Source organism: Tindallia californiensis, assembly GCF_900107405.1.
Lineage (GTDB): Bacteria > Bacillota > Clostridia > Peptostreptococcales > Tindalliaceae > Tindallia > Tindallia californiensis.
This window is the reverse complement of record NZ_FNPV01000001.1, coordinates 46496-69593: the sequence shown is the minus strand read 5'-3', so window position 1 is coordinate 69593 and position 23098 is coordinate 46496. Positions and strand designations below refer to the sequence as shown.

The 23098-nt window shown below is 36.6% G+C and carries 19 protein-coding genes; 17 read left to right on the top strand and 2 right to left on the bottom strand.

Features of this window, described 5'->3' with window-relative positions; all coding sequences use genetic code 11:
- The first annotated feature begins 8 nt into the window (after positions 1 to 8).
- From BLV55_RS00340 to BLV55_RS00325, 4 genes are read left to right on the top strand one after another with little or no spacing between them, the layout of a single operon-like run.
- The gene (locus BLV55_RS00340; RefSeq protein WP_176968180.1) at positions 9 to 1280 is read left to right on the top strand and encodes an ABC transporter ATP-binding protein; all 1272 of its coding nucleotides are present in this window, start codon (positions 9 to 11) and stop codon (positions 1278 to 1280) included.
- Positions 1270 to 2790 carry a cobyric acid synthase gene (locus BLV55_RS00335; protein ID WP_207645992.1) on the top strand — a complete coding sequence of 507 codons (1521 nt, stop codon included), beginning with the start codon at positions 1270 to 1272 and terminating at the stop codon, positions 2788 to 2790. Before BLV55_RS00340 ends, BLV55_RS00335 begins: the two co-directional genes overlap by 11 nt.
- Entirely contained in the window at positions 2787 to 3761 is a 975-nt protein-coding gene (gene cbiB, locus BLV55_RS00330) for an adenosylcobinamide-phosphate synthase CbiB (RefSeq protein WP_093309743.1), read from the top strand. Before BLV55_RS00335 ends, cbiB begins: the two co-directional genes overlap by 4 nt.
- A complete protein-coding gene (locus tag BLV55_RS00325) occupies positions 3737 to 4849 on the top strand; it encodes a pyridoxal phosphate-dependent aminotransferase (RefSeq protein WP_093309741.1) in 1113 nt (370 codons plus the stop codon). The genes cbiB and BLV55_RS00325 overlap by 25 nt, the downstream gene beginning before the upstream one ends.
- On the opposite strand, the gene BLV55_RS00320 is transcribed toward BLV55_RS00325, so the two are convergent.
- Together BLV55_RS00320 and BLV55_RS00315 are read right to left on the bottom strand one after the other, a co-directional pair.
- Positions 4824 to 5672 (bottom strand): DegV family protein, encoded by an 849-nt coding sequence (locus BLV55_RS00320; RefSeq protein WP_093309739.1) that lies wholly within the window; start codon positions 5670 to 5672, stop codon positions 4824 to 4826. The genes BLV55_RS00325 and BLV55_RS00320 overlap by 26 nt on opposite strands.
- A gap of 93 nt (positions 5673 to 5765) precedes the next feature.
- Positions 5766 to 6512 carry an MBL fold metallo-hydrolase gene (locus tag BLV55_RS00315; protein ID WP_093309737.1) on the bottom strand — a complete coding sequence of 249 codons (747 nt, stop codon included), beginning with the start codon at positions 6510 to 6512 and terminating at the stop codon, positions 5766 to 5768.
- A gap of 182 nt (positions 6513 to 6694) precedes the next feature.
- Between BLV55_RS00315 and BLV55_RS00310 the strand changes: the two genes are divergently transcribed.
- The 13 genes from BLV55_RS00310 to BLV55_RS00250 all read left to right on the top strand — a co-directional run bounded on the left by BLV55_RS00310 (position 6695) and on the right by BLV55_RS00250 (position 23058).
- Positions 6695 to 7165: a tRNA (cytidine(34)-2'-O)-methyltransferase gene (locus BLV55_RS00310; protein ID WP_093309734.1), complete on the top strand. Its 471-nt coding sequence runs from the start codon at positions 6695 to 6697 to the stop codon at positions 7163 to 7165.
- Between the two features lie 110 nt (positions 7166 to 7275).
- Positions 7276 to 8826 carry a glycine/sarcosine/betaine reductase complex component C subunit beta gene (gene grdC / locus BLV55_RS00305; protein WP_093309730.1) on the top strand — a complete coding sequence of 517 codons (1551 nt, stop codon included), beginning with the start codon at positions 7276 to 7278 and terminating at the stop codon, positions 8824 to 8826.
- Between the two features lie 15 nt (positions 8827 to 8841).
- Entirely contained in the window at positions 8842 to 10026 is a 1185-nt protein-coding gene (grdD, locus tag BLV55_RS00300) for a glycine/sarcosine/betaine reductase complex component C subunit alpha (RefSeq protein WP_093309728.1), read from the top strand.
- Between the two features lie 137 nt (positions 10027 to 10163).
- Positions 10164 to 11540, top strand: coding sequence for an RNA polymerase factor sigma-54 (gene rpoN / locus BLV55_RS00295; RefSeq protein ID WP_093309725.1), 1377 nt, complete (start codon positions 10164 to 10166; stop codon positions 11538 to 11540).
- A gap of 199 nt (positions 11541 to 11739) precedes the next feature.
- Entirely contained in the window at positions 11740 to 12939 is a 1200-nt protein-coding gene (locus BLV55_RS00290; RefSeq protein WP_176968179.1) for a phosphoglycerate kinase, read from the top strand.
- Between the two features lie 49 nt (positions 12940 to 12988).
- Positions 12989 to 13747, top strand: a complete 759-nt coding sequence (gene tpiA / locus BLV55_RS00285; protein WP_093309722.1) for a triose-phosphate isomerase — start codon at positions 12989 to 12991, stop codon at positions 13745 to 13747.
- A gap of 18 nt (positions 13748 to 13765) precedes the next feature.
- Positions 13766 to 15301, top strand: coding sequence for a 2,3-bisphosphoglycerate-independent phosphoglycerate mutase (gene gpmI, locus BLV55_RS00280; protein ID WP_330386543.1), 1536 nt, complete (start codon positions 13766 to 13768; stop codon positions 15299 to 15301).
- A gap of 102 nt (positions 15302 to 15403) precedes the next feature.
- Positions 15404 to 16690 (top strand): phosphopyruvate hydratase, encoded by a 1287-nt coding sequence (gene eno / locus BLV55_RS00275; RefSeq protein ID WP_093309716.1) that lies wholly within the window; start codon positions 15404 to 15406, stop codon positions 16688 to 16690.
- Between the two features lie 205 nt (positions 16691 to 16895).
- Positions 16896 to 17132 (top strand): preprotein translocase subunit SecG, encoded by a 237-nt coding sequence (gene secG / locus BLV55_RS00270; RefSeq protein ID WP_093309714.1) that lies wholly within the window; start codon positions 16896 to 16898, stop codon positions 17130 to 17132.
- A 44-nt stretch (positions 17133 to 17176) separates the two neighbouring features.
- The gene (locus tag BLV55_RS00265; protein WP_093309712.1) at positions 17177 to 19186 is read left to right on the top strand and encodes a sodium-translocating pyrophosphatase; all 2010 of its coding nucleotides are present in this window, start codon (positions 17177 to 17179) and stop codon (positions 19184 to 19186) included.
- A gap of 94 nt (positions 19187 to 19280) precedes the next feature.
- On the top strand, positions 19281 to 19553 hold the full coding sequence (locus BLV55_RS00260) for a DUF1294 domain-containing protein (protein WP_093309710.1): 273 nt from the start codon (positions 19281 to 19283) through the stop codon (positions 19551 to 19553).
- A gap of 82 nt (positions 19554 to 19635) precedes the next feature.
- Positions 19636 to 21798 (top strand): ribonuclease R, encoded by a 2163-nt coding sequence (gene rnr, locus BLV55_RS00255; protein ID WP_330386557.1) that lies wholly within the window; start codon positions 19636 to 19638, stop codon positions 21796 to 21798.
- Between the two features lie 93 nt (positions 21799 to 21891).
- On the top strand, positions 21892 to 23058 hold the full coding sequence (locus BLV55_RS00250) for a BMP family ABC transporter substrate-binding protein (protein ID WP_207645991.1): 1167 nt from the start codon (positions 21892 to 21894) through the stop codon (positions 23056 to 23058).
- The last annotated feature ends 40 nt before the right edge of the window (positions 23059 to 23098 follow it).

The following is a 23098-nucleotide window of genomic DNA, read 5'->3' as shown; positions in this document are numbered from 1 at the left end:
TGATTTTAATGGGAACAATGGTCGAAGTAAAAGAGCTAACCTTTGCATACGATAAAAAAATAATACTGCGCGCATTAAATCTTTTAATAACAGAAGGAACTTTCCTTAGTATTATTGGGCCAAATGGATCTGGAAAAACAACATTATTAAAAAATATTGCTAAAAACTTATCGCCTACTACAGGGAGTATAATGATTGACGGTGAGAATATTGAACTATATCCAGTAAAGAAATTAGCACGAAAAATAGCGGCGGTTCATCAAAATCCGGATATTAACCATCAATTTTGTGTGCAGGATATTGTAATGATGGGACGACATTCATATATTAAAAGGCTTAGGGCAGAAACTGAAAAAGATATAGAAATAGTGAATATGGCTATGCAGGAAACCCATGTTTTTCATTTGCGTGATCGATACGTTAACGAGTTAAGTGGCGGTGAAAAACAACGAGTCATGATAGCAAAAGCAATTGCTCAAGAACCTGATGTTTTACTATTAGATGAACCGATTTCCTTCTTAGATATTCATCATCAAATTGAAGTCCTTGAACTATTGAAAAAACTCAATAAAGAAAAAAAGATATCCGTAATAGTAATATTACATGATCTTAATATGGCAGCACGCTATAGTGAAGAAATGTTACTGCTATATAGAGGGGATATTTTAACCCTTGGTCGAACAGAAGAGGTTTTGACGGTAGAAAACTTAAAAAAAGCGTATGAACTTGAAATGGTTATAGATCGGAATATTTATACCGGATGTTTACAAGTTTCACCGATATCAACGCTTGAAAAAAAAAGCAAGGTTAAAAAACTCAAGGTTCATATAATCTGTGGTGGTGGTACTGGAAAAATACTGATTCAGAGACTATACCAAGAGGGTTTTGCTTTATCTGTGGGTGTTGTGAATCGCGGCGATAGCGATTGGGAAGTTTCGACAAAGCTTACTCTTGATGTGATTGAAGAAAAGCCGTTTGAAGCTATCTCGGAAAAATCCTTATTATTAGCGCTAAAAAGTGCAAAAAATGCAGATGTCGTTATATTAACCTCTATTCCGTTTGGAAAGGGTAATTTAGAAAATTTGAAAATTGCTGAACAGCAGGTTGCGAATAAAAAACCAATTATTTTTTTGGATCAATACCCTGCTGGAACACTTGTGGATTTTGTAGAAGGGGAAGGTCTGAGACGTTTAGCTTTCTTGTTGGAAAATGGTATGATAAGAGTTACTGATTGCGAAGAAATAATTCATCAACTGGAGGTAATTTTGAATGAAAAATAAATCTATCATGCTACAAGGCACCGCATCTTCTGTCGGGAAAAGTGTATTGACAGCTGCGTTATGTAGAATTTTTAAGGAAGATGGTCTTGATTCAATGCCCTTTAAGTCTCAGAATATGGCATTAAACTCCTATATTACAGACGAAGGATTAGAAATGGGACGTGCTCAAGTGTGTCAGGCGGAAGCGGCAATGGTAAAGCCGGAAGTTAATATGAATCCTATTCTATTAAAACCCACAGGTGAAAAAAATGCTCAAGTAATTGTGAGTGGCAAAGTATATGGTAATATGAGTGCGTCGGAGTATCATCAATTTAAACCGAAGCTCAAAAAAATTATTTTAAGTGCTTTTGATGAACTCCAAAAGAAAGCGGATGTGATTGTGATTGAGGGGGCAGGAAGTCCAGCAGAAATAAATCTTAAAGATAACGATATTGTTAATATGGGCATGGCTAAAATGGTAGATGCTCCTGTGCTTCTCATTGGAGATATTGATCGTGGTGGTGTTTTTGCTTCAATTTATGGAACGATTATGCTCCTTGATGAAGATGAAAGAAAAAGAGTAAAAGGCCTACTGATTAATAAATTTCGTGGTGATAGAAAGATATTAAATCCAGGATTAAAACAGTTAGAAGCCTTAACAGGCATTCCTGTACTAGGAGTTATTCCATATGGGAAATTTGATATAGAGGAAGAAGATGGGGAAGCTGAACGATTAAAATCAAAGGCTTTATCCAGTAACAAAATAGATGTATGTGTAATAAGATTACCAAGGATTTCTAACTTTACCGATTTTCATTGGTTGGAAAAGCACCCATTGGTTAACATTCGCTTTGTTGAAGACCCAGGGTTATTGGGCAGACCTGACTTAATCATTATCCCGGGAACAAAAAACACGCTTGAAGATTTACTGTTTTTGAGGGAAAAAGGGTTAGATAAATCTATTTTATCAGCAAGAGATAAAGGATCTGCAATTGTAGGGATATGCGGTGGCTTTCAAATACTAGGAAAAAAACTAGTAGATCCACACGGGGTAGAAAGTAATATTAGAGAATTAGAAGGATTGGGGTTGTTGAATGTTGAAACAATATTTGACAGAGAGAAGGTAACGAAACAAACAAAAGCAGAAGTTATTTTTGAAAACATAGACAACAAAATGAAAAATATTGCTGTGGAAGGCTATGAAATTCATATGGGAAAAACAACATTGAATGATGAAGCGAAACCATTTGCTGAAATAAAAGACAGTCAAGAATTTACCATCCGCTACGATGGAGCGATATCGAGTGATGGGAAAGTGTGGGGAACTTACTTGCATGGGATATTTGATAACGAAGAGTTTAACAATGCATTACTGATGTTTTTATCCAACGATCTAAATATTGATGAAATTGAAAAAAGAGGCTCCTTTAAAGCTTATAAGGAAGAGCAATATGATATCTTAGCTAAAACCGTTCGAGAATCAATTGACATGAAAAGAATATATGAGATTTTGGAGGAACATTCACAATGATTATTATTTCAGCCTTTCTTTTAGACTTGCTTCTTGGAGATCCAGAAGATTGGCCACATCCAGTAAGGTGCATTGGAAAACTAATTACTTTTTTAGAAGGTAAATTACGTTCGGAAAAGCAACGTAATTCTAAGTATGAAATGGTGATGGGTTTTTTATTGACCATCATAGTGGTTTGTGTAACGATAATAAGTGCATGGTCATTACAACGATTATTTTCAAGCATTCATGTATCCTTAGGGTTTGTTTTCTCTGTATATCTTGCATATACAACCATTGCTGTTAAAAGCCTTACGACATCGGCAATGAATGTATATGAAAAGTTATGTAGTCAAGACATTGAAGGTGCAAGATATTATCTTTCTATGATTGTTGGTAGAGATACGGAATGTTTAGATGAATCTGACATTACTAAAGCTGTTATTGAAACGGTTGCAGAAAATTTTTCAGATGGCGTTGTAGCTCCTATCCTATACTTATTTGTTGGAGGTCCCTTATTAGCATTAACATACAAAGCGATTAATACAATGGATTCGATGATTGGCTATAAAAATGAAAAATATATTTTTTTTGGCAGATTTGCTGCGAAATTAGATGATGCAGCAAACTGGGTTCCTGCAAGATTATCGGTATTTTTTTTATTGATAGCCATTAAGATAAGAGGATTGGAGTGGAGAAAATCCATTAAAATTATGTTGAGGGATAGAATGAACCACAGCAGTCCTAATGCAGGATATCCTGAATCTATGATTGCGGGAGCTTTAGAGATTCAGTTGGGGGGAGATAGCTACTATTTTGGTAAAAAAATCAGCAAACCAACAATAGGAGATAATGAGACGTATGTTTTTCGAGATATGATTTGTAAAACTACTGATGTTATGAGGATTGCATCAATAATTTTGGCTGTGTTTTTGGGTTTTTTACTGATAGGAATAGGAGGATTTAGATGGAGCATGGTGGGAATGTATTGAAGATAGGAAAGGAAATCGGGATTGATCCCCATGAAATTTTAGACTTTAGTGCAAATATAAGTCCGTTTAAAATCCCGGATGGTTTAATACAACTAATAACGCAGGCTCAGAAAGATATATCCATATACCCTGACCCTAAGTACTATGAGCTTAGAAAGGCATTAGCTCATTACGCTTCAACAGAAATAGAACGAATTGTACCTGGTAATGGAGCAGCTCAAATTATTCATGATGCAATAAGGTTAATCAATCCTGTGAAAACAATGTTGCCAGTACCTACATTTAGCGAATATGAAGCTGCTTTAGAGGTGGTGGGTAGTAGTGTGGTCTATTTTAAGATGGAAATGACTAATCACTTTAAACTTAATGTTGGAAAATTAATTAATCAAATTGATGAAACCTTTGATCTATTGGTATTGTGCAATCCTAATAATCCGACAGGAAATCTTATAACGAGAAAAGAAATGAACGAAATTTTAGAAAAGTGCCAAAAGGTAGGGTGTAAAGTTATTGTAGATGAGGCTTTCATTGAATTTGTTACTGCGAGTGATAGGCTTACAATGGCTTCTGAAATACATAAATGGAATCATTTGATTATCATAAGAGCCTTTACGAAAATTTTTGCTATTCCAGGCATTAGACTAGGATACGGAATTTATGGTTGTTTGGAATTGTCAGAAAATCATAGAAAGCATGCTGTTCCGTGGAGTGTCAATGTATTTGCAGAATCTCTAAGGTACTATATTAATTCAGTAGAGGCTTCAGTGTATATAAAGAAGGTAAGCGAAACAATAAAGCTTGAAAAGGAGATAATGGAAGAGGCAATAAAAAAAATGGAAGCTTTTACTGTTTTTCCATCACACACAAATTATCTGTTGATTCGTTTGAGTGATAATGAAAAATACAATGTAGAAAGACTATATCATTGGTTATTGAAAAGACAGATACTCATTCGAAAATGCAATAATTTTAATGGAATGCCTAGTCGGTTTTTTAGAGTTGCCGTAAAAAAGAAAGAAGAGAATAGGCAATTAATAGATTCTCTTCTTTCTGTTAACAATATTATTCTAAACAATAAACAATGCTAAAAGTATTTGGACCACAATGACTGGAGATAACACATCCTGCCTCCGTAATGATGATTTCTTCTGGACTAAATGATTGATCCAATTGTTTTTTTAGGAGTTCTGCATCATCAGGACAAAAAGAGTGATTCACAATAATTCTTTTAATAGAAATAGCGTTTGATTCCGAATCTGGAAATTGAAGCATTTCATCTATCTGTTTTTCGCGTCTGCCGCGAACCTTCTTTTGAACAATGATTTTGCCATTGACAACATGAAGGATAGGGCGCACACGAAACATAGTTCCAATAAGATTTTGCAAAGAAGAACAACGCCCACCTTTATAAAGGTATTGTAACGTGTCTACTGCAAAAAATGTTTTAACCTTAGGAACCATAGCATGAAGTGCCTTTGAGATCTCTTCTAAACTTTTGCCTTGTAAAGAAAGTTCCGATGCTTCTAAAACAAGCATGCCAATACCAGCTGACAGATTAAGAGAATCTACAACCAAAACAGTATGGTCTGGAAATTCAGATGCAGCAATTCGAGCATTCTGGATAGTTGAAGAAAGCTGAGAAGACAAGCCTATATACAAGACATGATCTCCCCTATCGACTATAGGCTTAAAAAAATCAATAAAGTCTTTAGGGGAAGGGCTGGATGTTTTGGGATATATTCCTGATTCTTGAACTTTCTTGTAAAGAAGAGATGGATTAATATCAACATCATCTCTAAAAATCTCATCATCAAAGTGGACATATAAAGGAACAACATGTATATTTCGGTCGAGCAATATATGCTGTGGCAAATCACTAGTGCTGTCTGTTACGATATGAACTTTTGCCATTCGTCTTGTGCCTCCTTTTAATATTACAGGCGTTTACATTATTATAACTAAAATTCAGTTCAATTGCCAGCGAGATCTTCTTGGACAGAAGGCTTATTTCTGATCTTTATCAAAAAATATTTTTTCGCCTCTGCTACCAATAGATGCAATTGTTTTGGAAGATAAGCCCATTACATCTGAAAAAGCTTTCGTTATTGAAAAATTGTCATGAAAGTGCATAGGTATCAATAGGTCGGGCTTAACTTCTTCGAAAAAATACTTACCAGCCCAAAAGAATGCATTTCCAAGCCTGGGATCTACTGGTACGAAGGCTATATTAATATGCTCTTTTTTTACTTTTTCAATGACGTTCTTATATTCTAACGCTTCTTGTTCTTGCTTTTCTTTAGAGAAATCATCCCAATGCCACCAGTTTAAGTCTCCGGAATGAAAGAATGAAAGCTGGTCAGCTTCGATATAGAAAGAAACCCCAGCATCAGTAGAATCAAATGTTTTTATAAGCACATCGTTTATCTTGAGCTGTTCTCCGGGATCCATAGAATGTGTATTTGAATCATCAAAAGTTTGGTTTATATCACTGCTGAGCACATAGTGAATATTATTGATTTCATTTTTCCACTCGAAAATAACTGGAGAAAAATGATCAGAATGATGGTGAGAAACGAAAACAAAAACATTCCGATTTGAAGCTAATTGATGAATATTTTTGCTGGTAAGGTCTAAGGAGCTGTCACTATCACTTGATGGAAGGACATAATCAAATATAAATAGGTGGTGAGCTGTTTGCAGATAAAAGGAGCTATGATAAAGATGCGTAATTTTACACGTTGATGGTTTCATAAACGAACCTCCTTAGGAAAGTTTAGAAATATTATACCCCATTATATCTTGATTTCACAATTTAAGCTAGATTGCAGCATTATTCAAATGTGATATAATCTGCTTAGCAGTAGATTTGATATGGTTAGCATGAAAACACCGATGACAAACATGATTTTAATGAAGTCGTTTAGGAGGAAAAAATGTCACTTAATATTATTTTACATGAACCTGAAATACCTCAGAATACTGGGAATATAGCTAGAACTTGTGTCATAATTGGTGCAAGTCTTCATATTATTAAACCAACAGGATTTTCTTTAGATGATCGATATGTGAAACGTGCTGGCTTAGATTACTGGGATTTATTGGATTTGACTATCTATAATGACTTTGAGGATTTTCTTAAGCGTACAAAAGTGAAGAAAATATATTGCGCATCCACAAAAGCTAAAGAAATCTATAGTGATCAACAATATTCTGATCCAAGCTTTATAATGTTTGGAAAAGAAACGGCTGGTTTGCCTCCAAACATCCTTGAACAGTATGGGAGTTCATTAATAAGAGTGCCAATGATTAAGCACGATAGTGCTAGATCATTAAACCTTTCTAATGCGGTAGCTATTGTGGCATATGAAGTGATGCGCCAGTGGGATTTTATAGGAATGCATTAAAGAATGCTATCCAATAGTACTATTTTGAAAAAGACTAGAAAAATATCAGTAATCAGCAGGATGATTTAGAGTAATCAATGCTACTAAAAATGTAATGTGAGGTGGTTGTTGTGAGATATGCTGTTATTAGAGGCGAAGGGTATACGTTAGCTCATGTACCAGATTTTATTCAGAGTAACTCTGTGTTTTCTTCTCTTGAAAATAAGGTGGATGACAAGTCTGAAATACTAAAGAACCTTTCAAAGTCTTTGAGATCTTTCGAGGAAGCGGTTCGATATTTACCACATCAAGTGTATATTGGAGAAATTAATCCAGAAACGCTTAGGCATTATGATCTTCCATGGTATAATAAGCCAGTAAAAAATGCGGATAGATTTGGGGCACATGGAGAAATTATGAGTCAGGATGAATTTATTGGTGTACTGAAAATAGCTGATATTTTTGATTTAATTAAATTGGAAAAAGAATATGTTTCACATATTAAAAAGCAACTCACCAAACATCCTTTGTTTAATGAAATGAAACTCAGGCGATTAAAAGAAGGGGATTCCCTTGAAAACATACAGATGCACATAGACAAAATGCAAGCCATGCCTCTTAAAATTGGCGGCCAAGTAGTAGGCTGTGTTAAGCGTGCGCATGAATTTGATCCAAATCTAACGGCGGAGATTTTTTTTGAAAACATTATTACAAAAGCTTCCGGTATGTTAACGGCATGGAATCTACTGGATCGTAACCAGATAGAGGCTTCGGAAATTGACTATGTGATAGAATGCTCTGAAAGTGCGGCAGGGGATGTTTATCAAAGAGGAGGAGGAAACTTTGCAAAAGCAATAGCAGAAGGCATAGGAGCAGTGAATGCTTCCGGATCAGATACTCGTGCTTTTTGTGCAGCTCCCGTTCACGCGATTATTGAAGCTTCGGCCTTAGTCCAATCGGGAATCTATAGAAATGTCTTAGTGGTGGCAGGTGGAGCATCGGCTAAATTGGCTATGAATGCTAGAGAACACTTAAAACACGACATGCCGGTGCTAGAAGATGTAATAGCTGGGTTTGCTGTATTGGTAGGTGAAAATGATGGGTTGAATCCAATTATCAGATCTGATTTAGCAGGTAAACATACGGTTTCGACTGGGTCATCGCCACAAGCTGTTATAACATCGTTAATTACTACACCTTTAGAAAAAGGTGGATTAAAACTGAAGGATATTGATCGATATGCTGTGGAAATGCAGAATCCTGATATTACTAAACCAGCTGGAGCTGGTGACGTGCCTGAAGCAAACTATAAAATGATTGCTTCGCTAGGTGTGAAAAGAGGCGAAATTGATCCCAAAGAAGTGGCTACTTTTGGAGAAACATTTGGTTTTTTAGGCTGGGCTCCGACCCAAGGCCATATTCCATCAGGCATTCCATATATAGGTCACGCTCGCTCTGCTATATTAAATAATGAAATAACACGCGTAATGATTATTGGAAAAGGCAGTCTTTTTCTTGCAAGGCTAACCAATCAATTTGATGGTGTATCTTTTGTGATAGAAAAAAATTCTGGACTTTTGGAAGATGAGGAAGAAAAAAAGCTGTCAGAAGAAGATATGCGTTTAATAATGGCTAAAATGATGAGGAAGTTTGCGGAAGAGTTGTTAAAAGAAACGGATTAGCACTGAGGTGAAAAAATGGTCAATGAATATAATACTCGTAATATGATGGGGCATCTCTTTGAAGAAGTGGCCGAGATATTGGAGACTGGTAAAAAATCTAATAAAATGAAAGTAGGACTAACTACCTATGGCTGCGAGGCGGGAATTAAGAACTGGATTAGAGCTGCTGAAAATGCAACGGCACAGAGTGATGACTTTGAAGTTGTACTGATAGGTCCAAAGCAGAAAACAGCTTTATTACAGTTTGATGCGATTAACGAAGTACAGGCTCATAAAAAAATGGACATGATGCTAGATCATGGTATTATTGATGCGTGTATTACGACAAACTATACTTATCCAATAGGCGTAGCTTCAGTAGGGAAAATGACGACCCTAAGTCAAGGTAAGCAGATATTTATGGCAACTACCTCTGGGACATCAGCTATCAATAGAGGAGCTGCAATGACATTTAATGCACTGTATGGCGTTATTGTAGCAAAAACAATGGGAATCAATAATCCGAAAGTAGGGATTTTGAATGTAGAAGGTGCAAGACAAGTGGAAAAAGGACTGGTAGAGCTTTCGCAAAGAGGTTATCCCATTGATTTTGCAAGTTCAATGCGAAGTGAGGCAGGCTGCATTATGAGGGGTAATGATGTTATTGCTGGGACACCGGATGTTTTAGTCCAAGACTCGCTTACAGGAAACATAACGATGAAAATGTGTGCATCCTTTATGAGTGGAGGAAGCCTGGAAACGATTGGAGCAGGATATGGACCTGGGATTGGAGAACAGTATGATAAAATTGCGATGGTTATTTCTAGAGCATCGGCGGAGATTGTTGTTGAAAATGCAATACATTTTGCAGCAAAATTAATTCGAGGAAACTTAATTTCTGTTGCAAAGAATGAATTTTCGAAAGCTAAAAAAGCAGGGCTATTAGAGATCATAAATCGTATGAGTAAAATGAATAAGCTGGAAATGGGTAATAAAAGTATTACGATACCTTTGGAAGAACCTGTGAATCATGGAATTGCTGGGATTGACATCATGGAACTTGAGCAGGCTATGCAGATATTATGGAGTAGTGGTATCTATGCGGAAAGCGGGATGGGGTGCACTGGACCTATTTTATTAGTAAATGAGAAAAAAGCAGAAAGAGCAATCATGGCCCTAAAAAAGTCAGGATTTTTAGTATACGAGGAAGGATGTTGTTAAGAGTTATATGCAAAAAATGTGCCAATTAGCAAAGAATTGTAGGATTCACTTTAAGATTGTGATCATTAATGGTATAATAGTCTCGAAAGACCAACTGCAAAAATACAGTGGTATGGTTTGATCAGGAGGCGATGGGAATGGAAATGGGATTCAATCTAAATTTGGAGCAATCCCAAAAATTGGTTATGACGCCCCAATTAAGACAAGCGATTAAAATTTTACAATTTACATCGTTGGAGCTAGAAGAGTATATAGAGCAACAAATTGAGAATAATCCTATTATAGAAATAAATGAAGAAGATAAAAAAACGAAAGAAGAACTTATTGAGGATAAAAAAATTGACTGGAAAGAATATGCTGAAGATTTTGATAACTACGAATACTGTAAGGAAGCTTTTCATCATAATAGTGATAATGACTTTAATTATGAAAATATTATTTTCAGAAATCCAACACTGCAAGAGCATTTAATTTTTCAATTTACGCTTACCTATTTAGAGGCTGACTTGCATTTAATAGGGGAGTATATTATTGATAGTTTGGATGAAAATGGATATTTAAGAGTGTCTCTGGAAGAAATTGCCGAAACCCTTCAACAAGATTATTCTACGGTTGAGAGTGTTCTTCATATTATCCAGACATTTGAACCAGTAGGAGTTGCGGCAAGGACCTTAACAGAATGCCTGGTAATTCAGTGTAAATCCTTAGGCATCAAAAATGAAAACGTTTATCTAATGATTGAATCATACCTGGATGAAATTGCTTGTAATAAATATCCAGCTATTGCGAAAAGCCTTGGTATAACGACACAGGAAGTGCAGAATATTTGCGACTTTTTAAAGACGTTAGAACCAAAACCAGGCAGAAAGTATGCTGGGAATGATAATCGCTATGTAGTACCTGATGTTGTTATTAAAAAAATTGAAAATGAGTACTATATCATTCCTAACGATCGAAACATTCCAAGATTAACGATTCGAAAAGATTATCAGCAAATGCTTTCTAGAGGAGACGAAAATGAAGAAGCTGTTAGATTTTTAAATGATAAGTTTAACAATGCGATGTGGCTGATTAAAAGTATTGAGCAAAGAATGCAAACAATCCACAAAGTTGTTGAACAGATTGTTCATAAGCAGAGATGTTTTTTTGAACATGGAAAAAAACATTTAAAACCAATGACTTTAAGGGAGATAGCTGATGAAATTGGTGTTCATGAGTCAACGGTGAGTCGCGCCACCAATGGAAAATATGTTGAAACGCCAGCGGGTACTTTTGAACTTAAATATTTTTTTTCTAGCGGAGTACCTAACAACGGAGGCGAAAGTATCGCTGCTGAAAGCATTAAAAATTATATTCGTGATATTCTTGATCATGAAGATCCAAAGAAACCTTATAGTGATGACCGGATAGCTTCGGAACTTGAAAGTAAAGGTATTAAAATTTCTAGGAGAACTGTGGCAAAATATCGGGAAGATATGAAAATCCCTTCATCATCCAAGAGGAAACGATATTAACATTTAGAAATAATTCATACGTTCAAGAATGAGGAAAAATTTGATATAATAGGAGCAGGTCTCATAATGATGACCTGTTCTTTTTTAGATTACGAATCTTCTAGAGAATTTTGTTCGTGTACTTGATTTTAGGGTATTCAAAGTGATAGCGAATATCAACGGATATCGAAATGGTTTTACTAAACAGAGGAGGGATTATATGATGTGCTTAAATAAAAGGAAGATGAACAATGTTAAATTAGAAAGAGAGAAAGTTTTACTTAGATGTGATTTTAACGTTCCCCTTGACAAAGAGAGAAATATTATAGACGATAGCCGAATACAAGCATCTCTACCGACAATTAAATACCTGCTTGAGAACAATGCTTCGGTTATATTGATGTCACACTTAGGAAGACCAAAAGGAGAGCCTAAAAAAGACTTGACACTAAAGCCGATTGCTGAGAGACTAGAAAACCTTTTAAGCAAAAAGGTTTTCTTTGCTGACGACGATGAAGTGGTAGGTCACCATGCAAAGAGCATGTCTGGAAATTTGAAACCAGGAGAAATTATGTTGTTAGAGAATGTACGCTTTCGGAGTGAAGAAGAAAAAAACGAAGCAAACTTTTCTAAAGAGTTAGCATCTTTAGGAACGGTTTTTATTAATGATGCGTTCGGCACGGCTCATCGAGCACATTGTTCTACCACTGGTATTGCAAACTATCTTCCATCAGCTATTGGATATTTAATAGAAAAAGAAGTTGGTATTATGGGGGCAGCACTCAATAAACCAGCTAGACCTTTTGTGGCCATTTTAGGAGGTGCAAAGGTGTCTGATAAAATTGGAGTGATTGATAACCTCATCGATAAAGTAGATGTACTTTTAATTGGTGGAGGAATGGCGTTTACTTTTTTAAAGGCGGAAGGCTTTGGAATTGGACAGTCTCTATTAGAAGAAGATAAAATAGAAGTCGCAAAAAAAATGATTGAAAAAGCTGAAGAAAAAGGTGTTCCGTTACTACTTCCTGTTGATGTGGTTGCCGCTAACGATTTATCCAATCATGCAAGCTTTGAAATAGCGGAGATACATCGTATTCCTGACGATAAAATAGGCGTTGACATTGGACCTAAAACAATAGGCTTATTTGCAGAGCGAATACGTGCAGCAAAAACAGTTATATGGAATGGTCCGATGGGCGTTTTTGAAATAGATAACTTTTCAAAAGGAACAAAAGCTGTGGCTGAAGCAATGGCTGACAATGATGCTATTACTATCGTAGGAGGAGGCGACAGTGCGGCGGCTGTAGAAAAATGGGAAATGAGTGAAAAGATGCATCATGTTTCCACTGGCGGAGGAGCATCTCTTGAATTTCTGGAAGGGAAGATATTGCCTGGGATTGACATCATTTCAAATGAGTAAGAGAGCAGCGTCGCAGTGTTGATCAATGATATATGGGAGGAGTGTTAATGTGAGGATTCCGTTAATAGCCGGTAACTGGAAAATGAACATGAACCATGAGTCTGGCAAAGATTTGGTAAAAAAAATATCTGATAAAGTTGGTGGAAGTGATCCCGAAGTGGTGGTGTGCTGTCCATTTCCAATGCTCCTTGAAATAGGGAAGTGCTTAAGCGATTCTGCAATCATGCTGGGAGCACAAAATATGCATTGGGAAAACTCTGGGGCATTTACTGGTGAAATTTCGGCAGATATGTTATTGGAACTGGGTGTGAAATATGTCATTATTGGTCATTCGGAAAGAAGACAGATATTTTCAGAAACAAATCATATGATTAATTTAAAGGTAAAAAAAGCCTTGGAAAAGCAAATAGTACCAATTCTTTGTATTGGTGAATTGCTAAATGAACGCGAGGGTAAACAAACAGAACGAGTGCTTACTGATCAATTGGAAAATAGTTTAGCCAATATAAACACCCAAGAAGCAACGAAGATAGTGATTGCCTATGAACCAGTATGGGCAATAGGTACAGGGAAAACAGCCACTCCTGAGCAAGCGGCTGATACGATCGGATTTATTCGTGGATGGTTGAAAGAAAAGTATGGTGAATCTTCCTCTGAGAAAATTCGAATTCTTTATGGTGGTAGCGTGAAGCCGGATAATATTTCTGAAATAATGAAGTCTCCAGATGTTGATGGTGCCTTAGTAGGAGGAGCGAGTCTGATTGATGAAGACTTCATTAACATTGTACATTTTAAGCATTCTAATTAGGTGGAAGGAAGGTCAATGATGAAAAATCCAGTAGTGCTGATGATTTTAGATGGACTAGGAATAAGTGATAATGAGACTGGTAATGCTGTGTTTAAAGCAAACATGCCTATCTTTAAGGGAATGTTTAATAAATATCCCAATGTACTGTTAGAAGCTAGTGGGTTAGCCGTAGGATTACCACAAAATCAAATGGGTAATTCTGAAGTTGGTCATCTGAATATAGGTGCAGGAAGGGTTGTTTATCAAGAATTAACACGAATTAGCAAGGCCATTGAAGAAGGTGAGTTTTTTAACAATCCACAGATTTCTGAAGCGATGCTTAAAGCAAGCAATCAGAACACGACCCTTCATTTAATGGGATTATTATCAGACGGTGGCGTGCACAGTCACATGGAACACCTTTTTGCATTATTGGAGATGGCGAAGCAAAAGAATGTAAGTAAAGTGGCCATTCACTGTTTTTTAGATGGGCGAGATACTCCTCCACAAAGCGCTGTTTCGTATATTGAAGATCTGGAAAAGAAAATTCATGTTCTTGGGTTAGGACGTATCGCAACTGTTAGTGGTCGTTATTATGCGATGGATCGTGATAAGCGATGGGATAGAACTGAACTGGCATATAATGCCATGACCAAAGGCGTTGGGATAAAGGCTGAAACGGCAGTAGATGCTGTGAAATCAGCATATAAAAGAGGCGAAAATGATGAATTTATAAAGCCAACAATCATTAATGAAGCCAATCAGCAGCAAAATCAAATTTCGACAGGTGATTCAGTAATATTCTTTAACTTTCGACCCGATCGGGCACGACAAATAACAAGAGCTTTTATAGACAAACATTTTTCGTATTTTGAAAGAGATCAAAAACCTGTCAATTTATGCTATGTCACAATGACTCAATATGATCAGACGATCGAAGGAGTAAAAGTTGCTTTTTTACCACAACAGCTACGCAATACACTAGGAGAGGTATTAGCTCAAAATGGTAAAAAGCAACTTCGAATAGCAGAAACTGAGAAGTATGCTCATGTGACTTACTTTTTTAATGGTGGTGTTGAGAAACCATCCGAAGGCGAAGACAGAATTCTTATTCAGTCGCCAAAAGTAGCCACCTATGATTTGAAACCTGAAATGAGTGCTTCGGAAGTAACGCAAGAATTGCTGCGGTACTTAGATTCCAACAATGCGGATTTCATTGTAGTGAATTATGCAAACCCGGATATGGTAGGTCATACAGGTGTAATGGAAGCGGTTGTTAAATCCTTGGAGACCGTGGATGAATGCATGGGTATGATTGTGAAAAAAGTTCTTGAACTTGAAGGCGTTATATTAATTACTTCTGATCATGGAAATGCTGAAGAATTAATAGATGTACAAACTGGGAATACGGTGACAGCCCATACAACCAATCCGGTTCCCCTAATGCTTGCTGGTCTAGGTAGTGTAGAGCTCCGACAACAAGGAAAACTATGTGACTTAGCACCGACTGTTTTAGATATAATGAATATGAATAAACCAAAGGAAATGTCTGGTCGTTCATTGCTTGTTAGATAAGAACCATGTATGAAAATTGTTGAAGTGGAAGACATTAGCGAATAGTATTCTGTATTTAGTCAGTATTAAAGTAATATAAATACGTATTTAGGAGGATGAAAAATGTCAATTATAACAGATGTACATGCTAGAGAAGTACTTGATTCGCGAGGAAATCCAACGATAGAAGTGGAAATTTATTTAGAGGACGGAAATATAGGTAGCGCGATTGTGCCTTCAGGGGCATCGACGGGTATTTTTGAAGCTGTGGAACTAAGAGATGGTGATAAAAGCAGGTATATGGGAAAAGGTGTTCAGGAAGCAGTGAAAAATGTTCATGAGCATATTGCGGAAGAAATGATAGGGATGGATGTAACTGATCAGATAAGAATTGATCAGACGCTACTTCAATTAGATGGGACGATGAATAAAAGCAAACTTGGTGCGAATGCTATTTTAGGGGTTTCTATGGCAAGTGCACGAGCGGCTGCTCAAAGTCTTGGATTGCCGTTATATCAATATTTAGGTGGAGTGAATAGCAAACAGTTGCCAGTTCCGATGATGAATATTCTTAATGGAGGAGCACATGCTGATAATAATGTTGATATTCAAGAATTTATGATTATGCCTTTAGGAGCCAATCATTTTTCGGAAGGACTCCGAATGTGTACAGAAATATATCATCGATTGAAAAATGTATTGAAAGAAAAAGGCCTTAGTACTGGAGTTGGAGACGAGGGTGGCTTTGCGCCCAACTTAGCATCAAATGAAGAGGCGCTGAAAATAATAATAGAAGCTGTTGAAAAAGCAGGTTATCAACCAGGAAATGACATTAAGATTGCTATAGATGCTGCAGCGTCTAGCTTTTATAACGAAGCAAAACAGCAATATGAACTATCTGGTGAAGGAGTCAATAAAAACGCAGATGAAATGATTGATTACTATGAAGAACTGATAGAAAAATATCCAATTATTTCTATAGAAGATGGTCTTGCTGAAGAGGACTGGGAAGGTTGGGCCAAAATGACAGAAAAACTAGGTCAGCGAATCCAAATCGTAGGAGATGATATCTTTGTAACAAATACAGAAAGATTGAAGCGTGGAATAGAAGAAAAAAGTGCTAATTCCATTCTTATAAAACTAAATCAGATTGGTACAATAACAGAAACGTTGGATACTATTGAAATGGCTAAAAAATCCGGGTTTACTTGCGTTATTTCTCATCGATCTGGTGAAACAGAAGATCATACTATTGCTGATTTTGCTGTAGCTGTTAACGCTGGACAGATTAAAACGGGAGCACCAGCAAGAACGGATAGGGTTGCAAAATACAATCAATTATTAAGGATTGAGGATATGTTAGGTGATACAGCTCAATATAGTGGCGATGTTTTTTATAATCTAAAATAAATAGAATATCTAAAGATATGAATCTTAGGTATCTGATTGTATACAAATAAGATATAATGCTTTTTAATCAGCTCAAGTGTACGCATGCACCCTGTAACCATAAGGATTCTATGGCTTCAGGGTGTATGCTAAAATGCTGTTGATTTTACAATGTCTCTATGATAGAATAGCTTTGTTAACGACATAGTATAGGAGGTGTTAAGATATGAATGGGTTAAGAATTGTCTTGATGATTTTACAAGTAATAGCTTCCATAGTACTGATTGCAAGTATACTGCTTCAGTCTGGGAAAAGTGCCGGGCTGTCTGGGTCAATAGCCGGAGGATCGGAGCAGTTATTTGGTAAGGAAGGCAGAGGATATGAAGGAATATTGAAAAAAGTAACGACAGCAGGTGCGGTAATGTTTATTGTTGTTGCAATTATTCTTGTAGCGATCCAGTAGCATAATAATTAGAAATTTAAAACTCAATAGGAGGGACACAGTAAATGAATTATTTTTATGCGGCGCCTGTGGCGGGTATTATTGCACTCATTTTTGCTTATATGCTGGCACAGAAAATTGAAAAAGTTGAAGTAGGAACAGATAGAATGAAAGAGATAGCTTCCTACATACATGAAGGGGCGATGACTTTCCTACAAAGAGAGTACAAAACCCTTGTTATTTTTGTTGTTGTACTGGCGATTGTGTTAGCTGTTGGAATAAATGTATTGACTGCTGTTTGTTTTCTAATAGGAGCATTATTCTCAGGACTTGCAGGTTTTTTTGGTATGAAAGTTGCTACTAAAGCAAATGTAAGGACAGCCAATGCAGCAAAAGAAAGTGGTATGAATAAAGCACTGGGCGTTGCGTTTTCTGGTGGAGCTGTTATGGGAATGTCGGTTGTAGGACTTGGTTTACTTGGCGTTGGTGGATTGTTTATTTTTATAAGTGCTGCTGAAGGGGCAGAATCTGCTGCGTCTATTATAACCGGTTTTGCACTGGGAGCTTCTTCTATCGCTCTTTTTGGTCGAGTTGGTGGTGGTATATATACTAAAGCGGCGGATGTAGGTGCTGATCTTGTAGGAAAGGTTGAAGCCGGAATTCCGGAAGATGATCCTCGAAATCCAGCAGTTATTGCCGATAACGTGGGGGATAATGTTGGAGATGTAGCTGGTATGGGTGCAGATCTATTTGAATCCTATGTAGGTTCCATTATATCAGCAATTTCTCTTGGTTTGATAGCTCATGGAATGAACGGAGCCTTATTTCCATTACTTTTAGCAGCTGTGGGTATTATTGCTTCTGTCATTGCTACATTTTTTGTTAAAGGTGATGATGATGCAGATCCTGCTAAAGCTTTACACAGAGGAACCTATGTTAGTGGTGCAATAACAGTAGTTGCAGCGTTTATGCTTAGTAGATCTTTACTAGGTGACTTAGGTGGTTTTTTTGCTGTTGTGATTGGTCTTATTGTGGGTATGTTGATTGGAAAGGTAACAGAAGTTTATACATCAAGTGATTATGAAGCGGTAAAACGAATCGCAAAACAATCAGAAACAGGACCAGCTACTACTATTATTAGTGGTATGGCCGTAGGAATGCTTTCTACTGTTTGGCCAATTCTCTTTATCGTTGTAGGGATTTTAGTAGCCTATACGTCAGCAGGACTTTACGGTATTGCATTAGCTGCTGTTGGCATGCTTGCAACAGCAGGAATGACAATAGCTGTTGATGCCTATGGACCTATTGCTGATAATGCAGGCGGTATTGCTGAAATGTGCGAGTTGCCTAGTGGCGTTCGTCAAATAACAGATAAACTGGATGCTGTTGGAAATACTACGGCGGCTATCGGAAAAGGTTTTGCCATAGGATCGGCTGCATTGACCGCATTAGCTCTTTTTGCAACTTATACAGCGGCTGTAGGTCTTTCTTCAATAGACTTGACAGAGCCGACGGTAATCGCTGGACTACTTGTTGGATCTATGCTACCATTCTTGTTTTCAGCATTGACGATGGAAGCTGTTGGGAAAGCGGCGAATGAAATGATTGAAGAAGTAAGAAGACAGTTTAAATCGATAGAAGGTATTATGGAAGGAACCGGCAAACCTGATTATGCAAATTGCGTAGATATCAGTACAGCTGCGGCTCTAAGGGAAATGGTTATCCCAGGTTTATTAGCCGTACTGGCTCCTATTTTGATGGGACTTTTGTTAGGTCCTGCTGCTGTTGGTGGCTTATTAGCAGGAGCTTTAGGAGCAGGAGTGTTATTGGCAATTATGATGGCGAATGCTGGTGGTGCTTGGGATAATGCAAAAAAATATATTGAAGAAGGTCATCATGGTGGTAAGGGAAGTGAATCCCATAAAGCTGCTGTTGTTGGTGATACTGTAGGTGATCCTTTTAAGGATACTTCTGGCCCTTCTATTAATATACTTATTAAGCTTATGACCATTGTGTCCGTTGTGTTTGCACCTTTGTTTATTGCTTTTGGTGGAGCATTGACCGGGTTATTTTAACAAAATCCCCTTTCGGCTGTCAGCTGAAAGGGGATTTTTTCATTTAGAGATTATATCATAACCATAGCGAGTGACAAAGAAATTGAGGTGGCATATGTTTTTAATCATATACTATGTAGCTGTTGTTATTATTGCTTTTATAATGATGGGGTGGGATAAAAAACAATCGAAAAAAAATAAAAAAAGAATTGCTGAAAAGCATCTATTCCTAATTTCTCTAATAGGAGGTGCATTGGGGGTATGGGCTGGTATGGTGACGTGGAGACATAAAACACAGAAAGTATTATTCAAAGTAGGAGTGCCTTTGATGGTAGTGATTCATATGATAATAATTGCTAGGCTACTATCAAATAAAATGTTAAGTTAATGTAACTTTTATATAAAATAAGGGTAAATAATAGTGAAAGCAATGAAAATTCCAACATTAATAATGATGTAGGGATGATAATATTAGCATAGGAGGAAATGATATCAAAGAAAAAATGATTGAGTATATGAAAGAATCAGTGTATAAACCACTTCTTTTGGTTGAACTAATGGAAGCAATGGACATCGATTGGAATCAAAAGAAAATATTTACTAACATATTGAACGAGATGGAAAAAGATGGACAAATAATGAAAAGTCGATCTGGTAGATATGGCGTTCCGGAAAAAATGGGCTTTATGACTGGGGTGTTAGTTGGTCACTGGAAAGGATATGGCTTTGTTGATTCTGACAGAACAGAAATTAACTCGGTATATATACCTTCTAATATGATGAATGGTGCATTGCACCAAGATCTTGTTCTAGTTAAAGTGAATCAAACTTCTTCTGAGGCATTTAAGGCTGAAGGAGAAATTGTTCGTGTTTTAAAGCGGGGAATAACAGAAGTAGTTGGAACTTTTCAAAAGTCAAAAAATCATGGTTTTTGTGTTCCTGATGATCATCGATTTCATGCGGATATCTTTCTGCCTGGAAAGCAGAATAGTAAAGCTCCTAATGGTCATAAAATTGTATGCAAAATAACCTCATGGCCAGAAAATCGCAGAAATCCGGAAGGGAAAATTGTTGAAGTTTTAGGAGATCCAAATTCTCCAGATACAGATTTAAGAGCGATTATTAAAAAACATCACTTACCAGAGTCTTTTTCAAAAAAAACCGTTAAAGAAACAAAAATGATTTCACAAGAAATAGGTAAAGAGGAGATAAAGCATCGTAAAGACCTTAGAGATACTCTTATGGTGACTATCGATGGTTTAGATGCAAAAGATCTTGATGATGCTGTTTCCATTGAAAAAATAGATTCTGACACATTTCAACTGGGAGTGCATATTGCCGATGTAGCACATTATGTTAAAAAGGGAACTGAATTAGATAAAGATGCATTTAAAAGGGCTACAAGTGTTTATTTAGTAGATAGAGTCTTGCCAATGTTACCACATCAGCTTTCCAACGGTATCTGTAGCCTTAATCCTAATGAAGACAGGTTAGCTTTGTCTGTGATAATGAAAATTAATACTAGTGGGATTGTTGAAGACTACGAAATTGCGGAGACGATTATTAGAACAGATGCAAGGATGACTTATGATGATGTAAGCGATATGGTTGAAAATCATGACGAAACATTAATAGCTAAATACAAAGCTTTGTCGGATAGCTTTTTTAAGATGAAAGAGTTGTGTCAGGCTTTACGAAAAAAACGAGAGGAAAGAGGAGCTATTGATTTCGACTTTCCAGAGTCTAAGGTGATTCTTGATAATACTGGATATCCTATTGACATTATCCCTGAAGAAAGAAGAATTGCCAATCGAATGATCGAAGAATTTATGCTGGTTTGTAATGAAACGGTTGCAGAACATTTTTATTGGCTGAAAAACCCTTTCGTTTATCGAGTCCATGAAGAACCTGATTCAGAAAAATTATTAAAATTCAAAGAATTCATCTATCATTTTGGGTACACGCTGAAAGGACAATTCAATTCAATTCATCCAAAGACATTACAGTTATTATTAAAAGAAGTAGAAGAAAAAAAAGAAGGTAAAATGATTAATGCTATGATGCTAAGATCTCTGAAAAAAGCTAGATATACGACAAAACCTTTGGGTCACTATGGATTAGCAGCAGAGCATTATTGTCATTTTACGTCGCCTATACGAAGATATCCTGATCTTGCCATACACAGAATTATAAAAGAACATATTCAAGCGTCTTCCGACTTAGATCAATCAGCTCAAGATAAAATGACAGTAAAACTAGAAGAAATCTCTAAGTATGCATCGGAGATGGAGCGGAAGGCAGAAGAAGCTGAACGAGAATCAAAAGATCTAAAAAAAGCATTATTTATGAAAGAACGTATAGGATGTCATTATAATGGTTTTATTTCTAGCGTTACTTCTTTTGGTATTTTTATTGAACTTGAAAATTCGGTAGAAGGTTTGACAAGACTGAGTGATATGGATGATGATTATTATAGGTTTGACCAGAAACAGTTAAAGTTAACTGGAGAAAAAACTAAAAAAACATATAGCATTGGCGATTATTTGATGGTTAAAATTGAGGATGTTGATGTGAAAAGGCGAGAAATTCATTTATCAATTGTGGATGATTTGAAAAATGATCTAAGTCATTGACGGAGAGTCAGAATTGAAGTAAAATTACTATGCGGATGATAATTTAATCGTTATCGTTCCATAAAAAAAGAAAGAATTAAGGGGGAATTACTGTTGAAAAAGTATGGAAGTGTGTTATTGATGATCGTGCTTATCTTGTCGCTTGCTCTTACGGGCTGTGGTGGTTCGGATGAGCCAGCTGAGCCAGCTGAACCGACAGATACTGATGAATCAGTAGAAAATGGTGAAGAAGTAGAGCCTAGCGAAGATGAACTGGACATTGTGCTTTTGATTAATGGTACATTAGGAGACAGATCATTTTTTGATTCAGCTCATAATGGTATGCAGCTAATCGAACAGGAGTTAGGTGCAAATGTTCGAACGATTGAAATGTCCTATGACCAAACAAGTTGGGAACCAACTCTATGGGATGTATCTGAGCAAGATTGGGACATCATTGTTCTTGGTACTTGGCAAATGCAGGAATTCTTAGAAGAAGTAGCTCCTGAGTTTCCTGACAACCGATACATTATTTTTGATACCTCTGTTGATTACAGCTTAGGTGGATTAGATAATGTGTACTCTATTCAATATAAGCAAAATGAAGGTGCTTTTCTAGCAGGTGTTTTAGCAGCACACGTAACGGGTTCTGATATGGAATATGCTGATAATAGTCAGAATATGATTGGCTTCTTAGGCGGTATGGATATTCCAGTTATTAATGATTTCTTAGTAGGCTATATTGACGGTGCGCTTTATGTTGATGAAGATATTAAAGTATATGTTTCCTATATAGGTGATTTTTCTGATTCACCTCGGGGAAAAGAGATGGCCCTTGCTCAGTATAACGACGGTGTCGATATTGGGTTTAATGTTGCAGGACAAGCAGGATTAGGACAAATTGATGCAGCAGCAGAAGTTGGCCGATATGCAATAGGAGTTGACTCGGATCAGGCAATGGTATTTGCAGAAACGGATCCTGAAAAAGCAGCTTTTGTTTTGACTTCTATGTTAAAGCGTGTTGACAATTCAATATTAAGAGCTGTAGAAATGCATCTTGAAGGAACATTACCATATGGTGAAGCAGAAGCTTTAGGTATTAAAGAGGAAGCTGTAGGATTAGCCAATAATGATTTTTACCAGGAAAACGTTGACCAAGAACTTAGAGATTATATCAAAGAAATTGAAGATCTGATTGATTCTGGTGAAATAACAGTGAGATCAGCTTTAGGTATGTCTACTGAAGAGTTAGACGAAATTCGGGATTCTGTTAGTCCATAGTAGTAATGGCGATAATAGCAATAAATTTACGCAAGAGGAC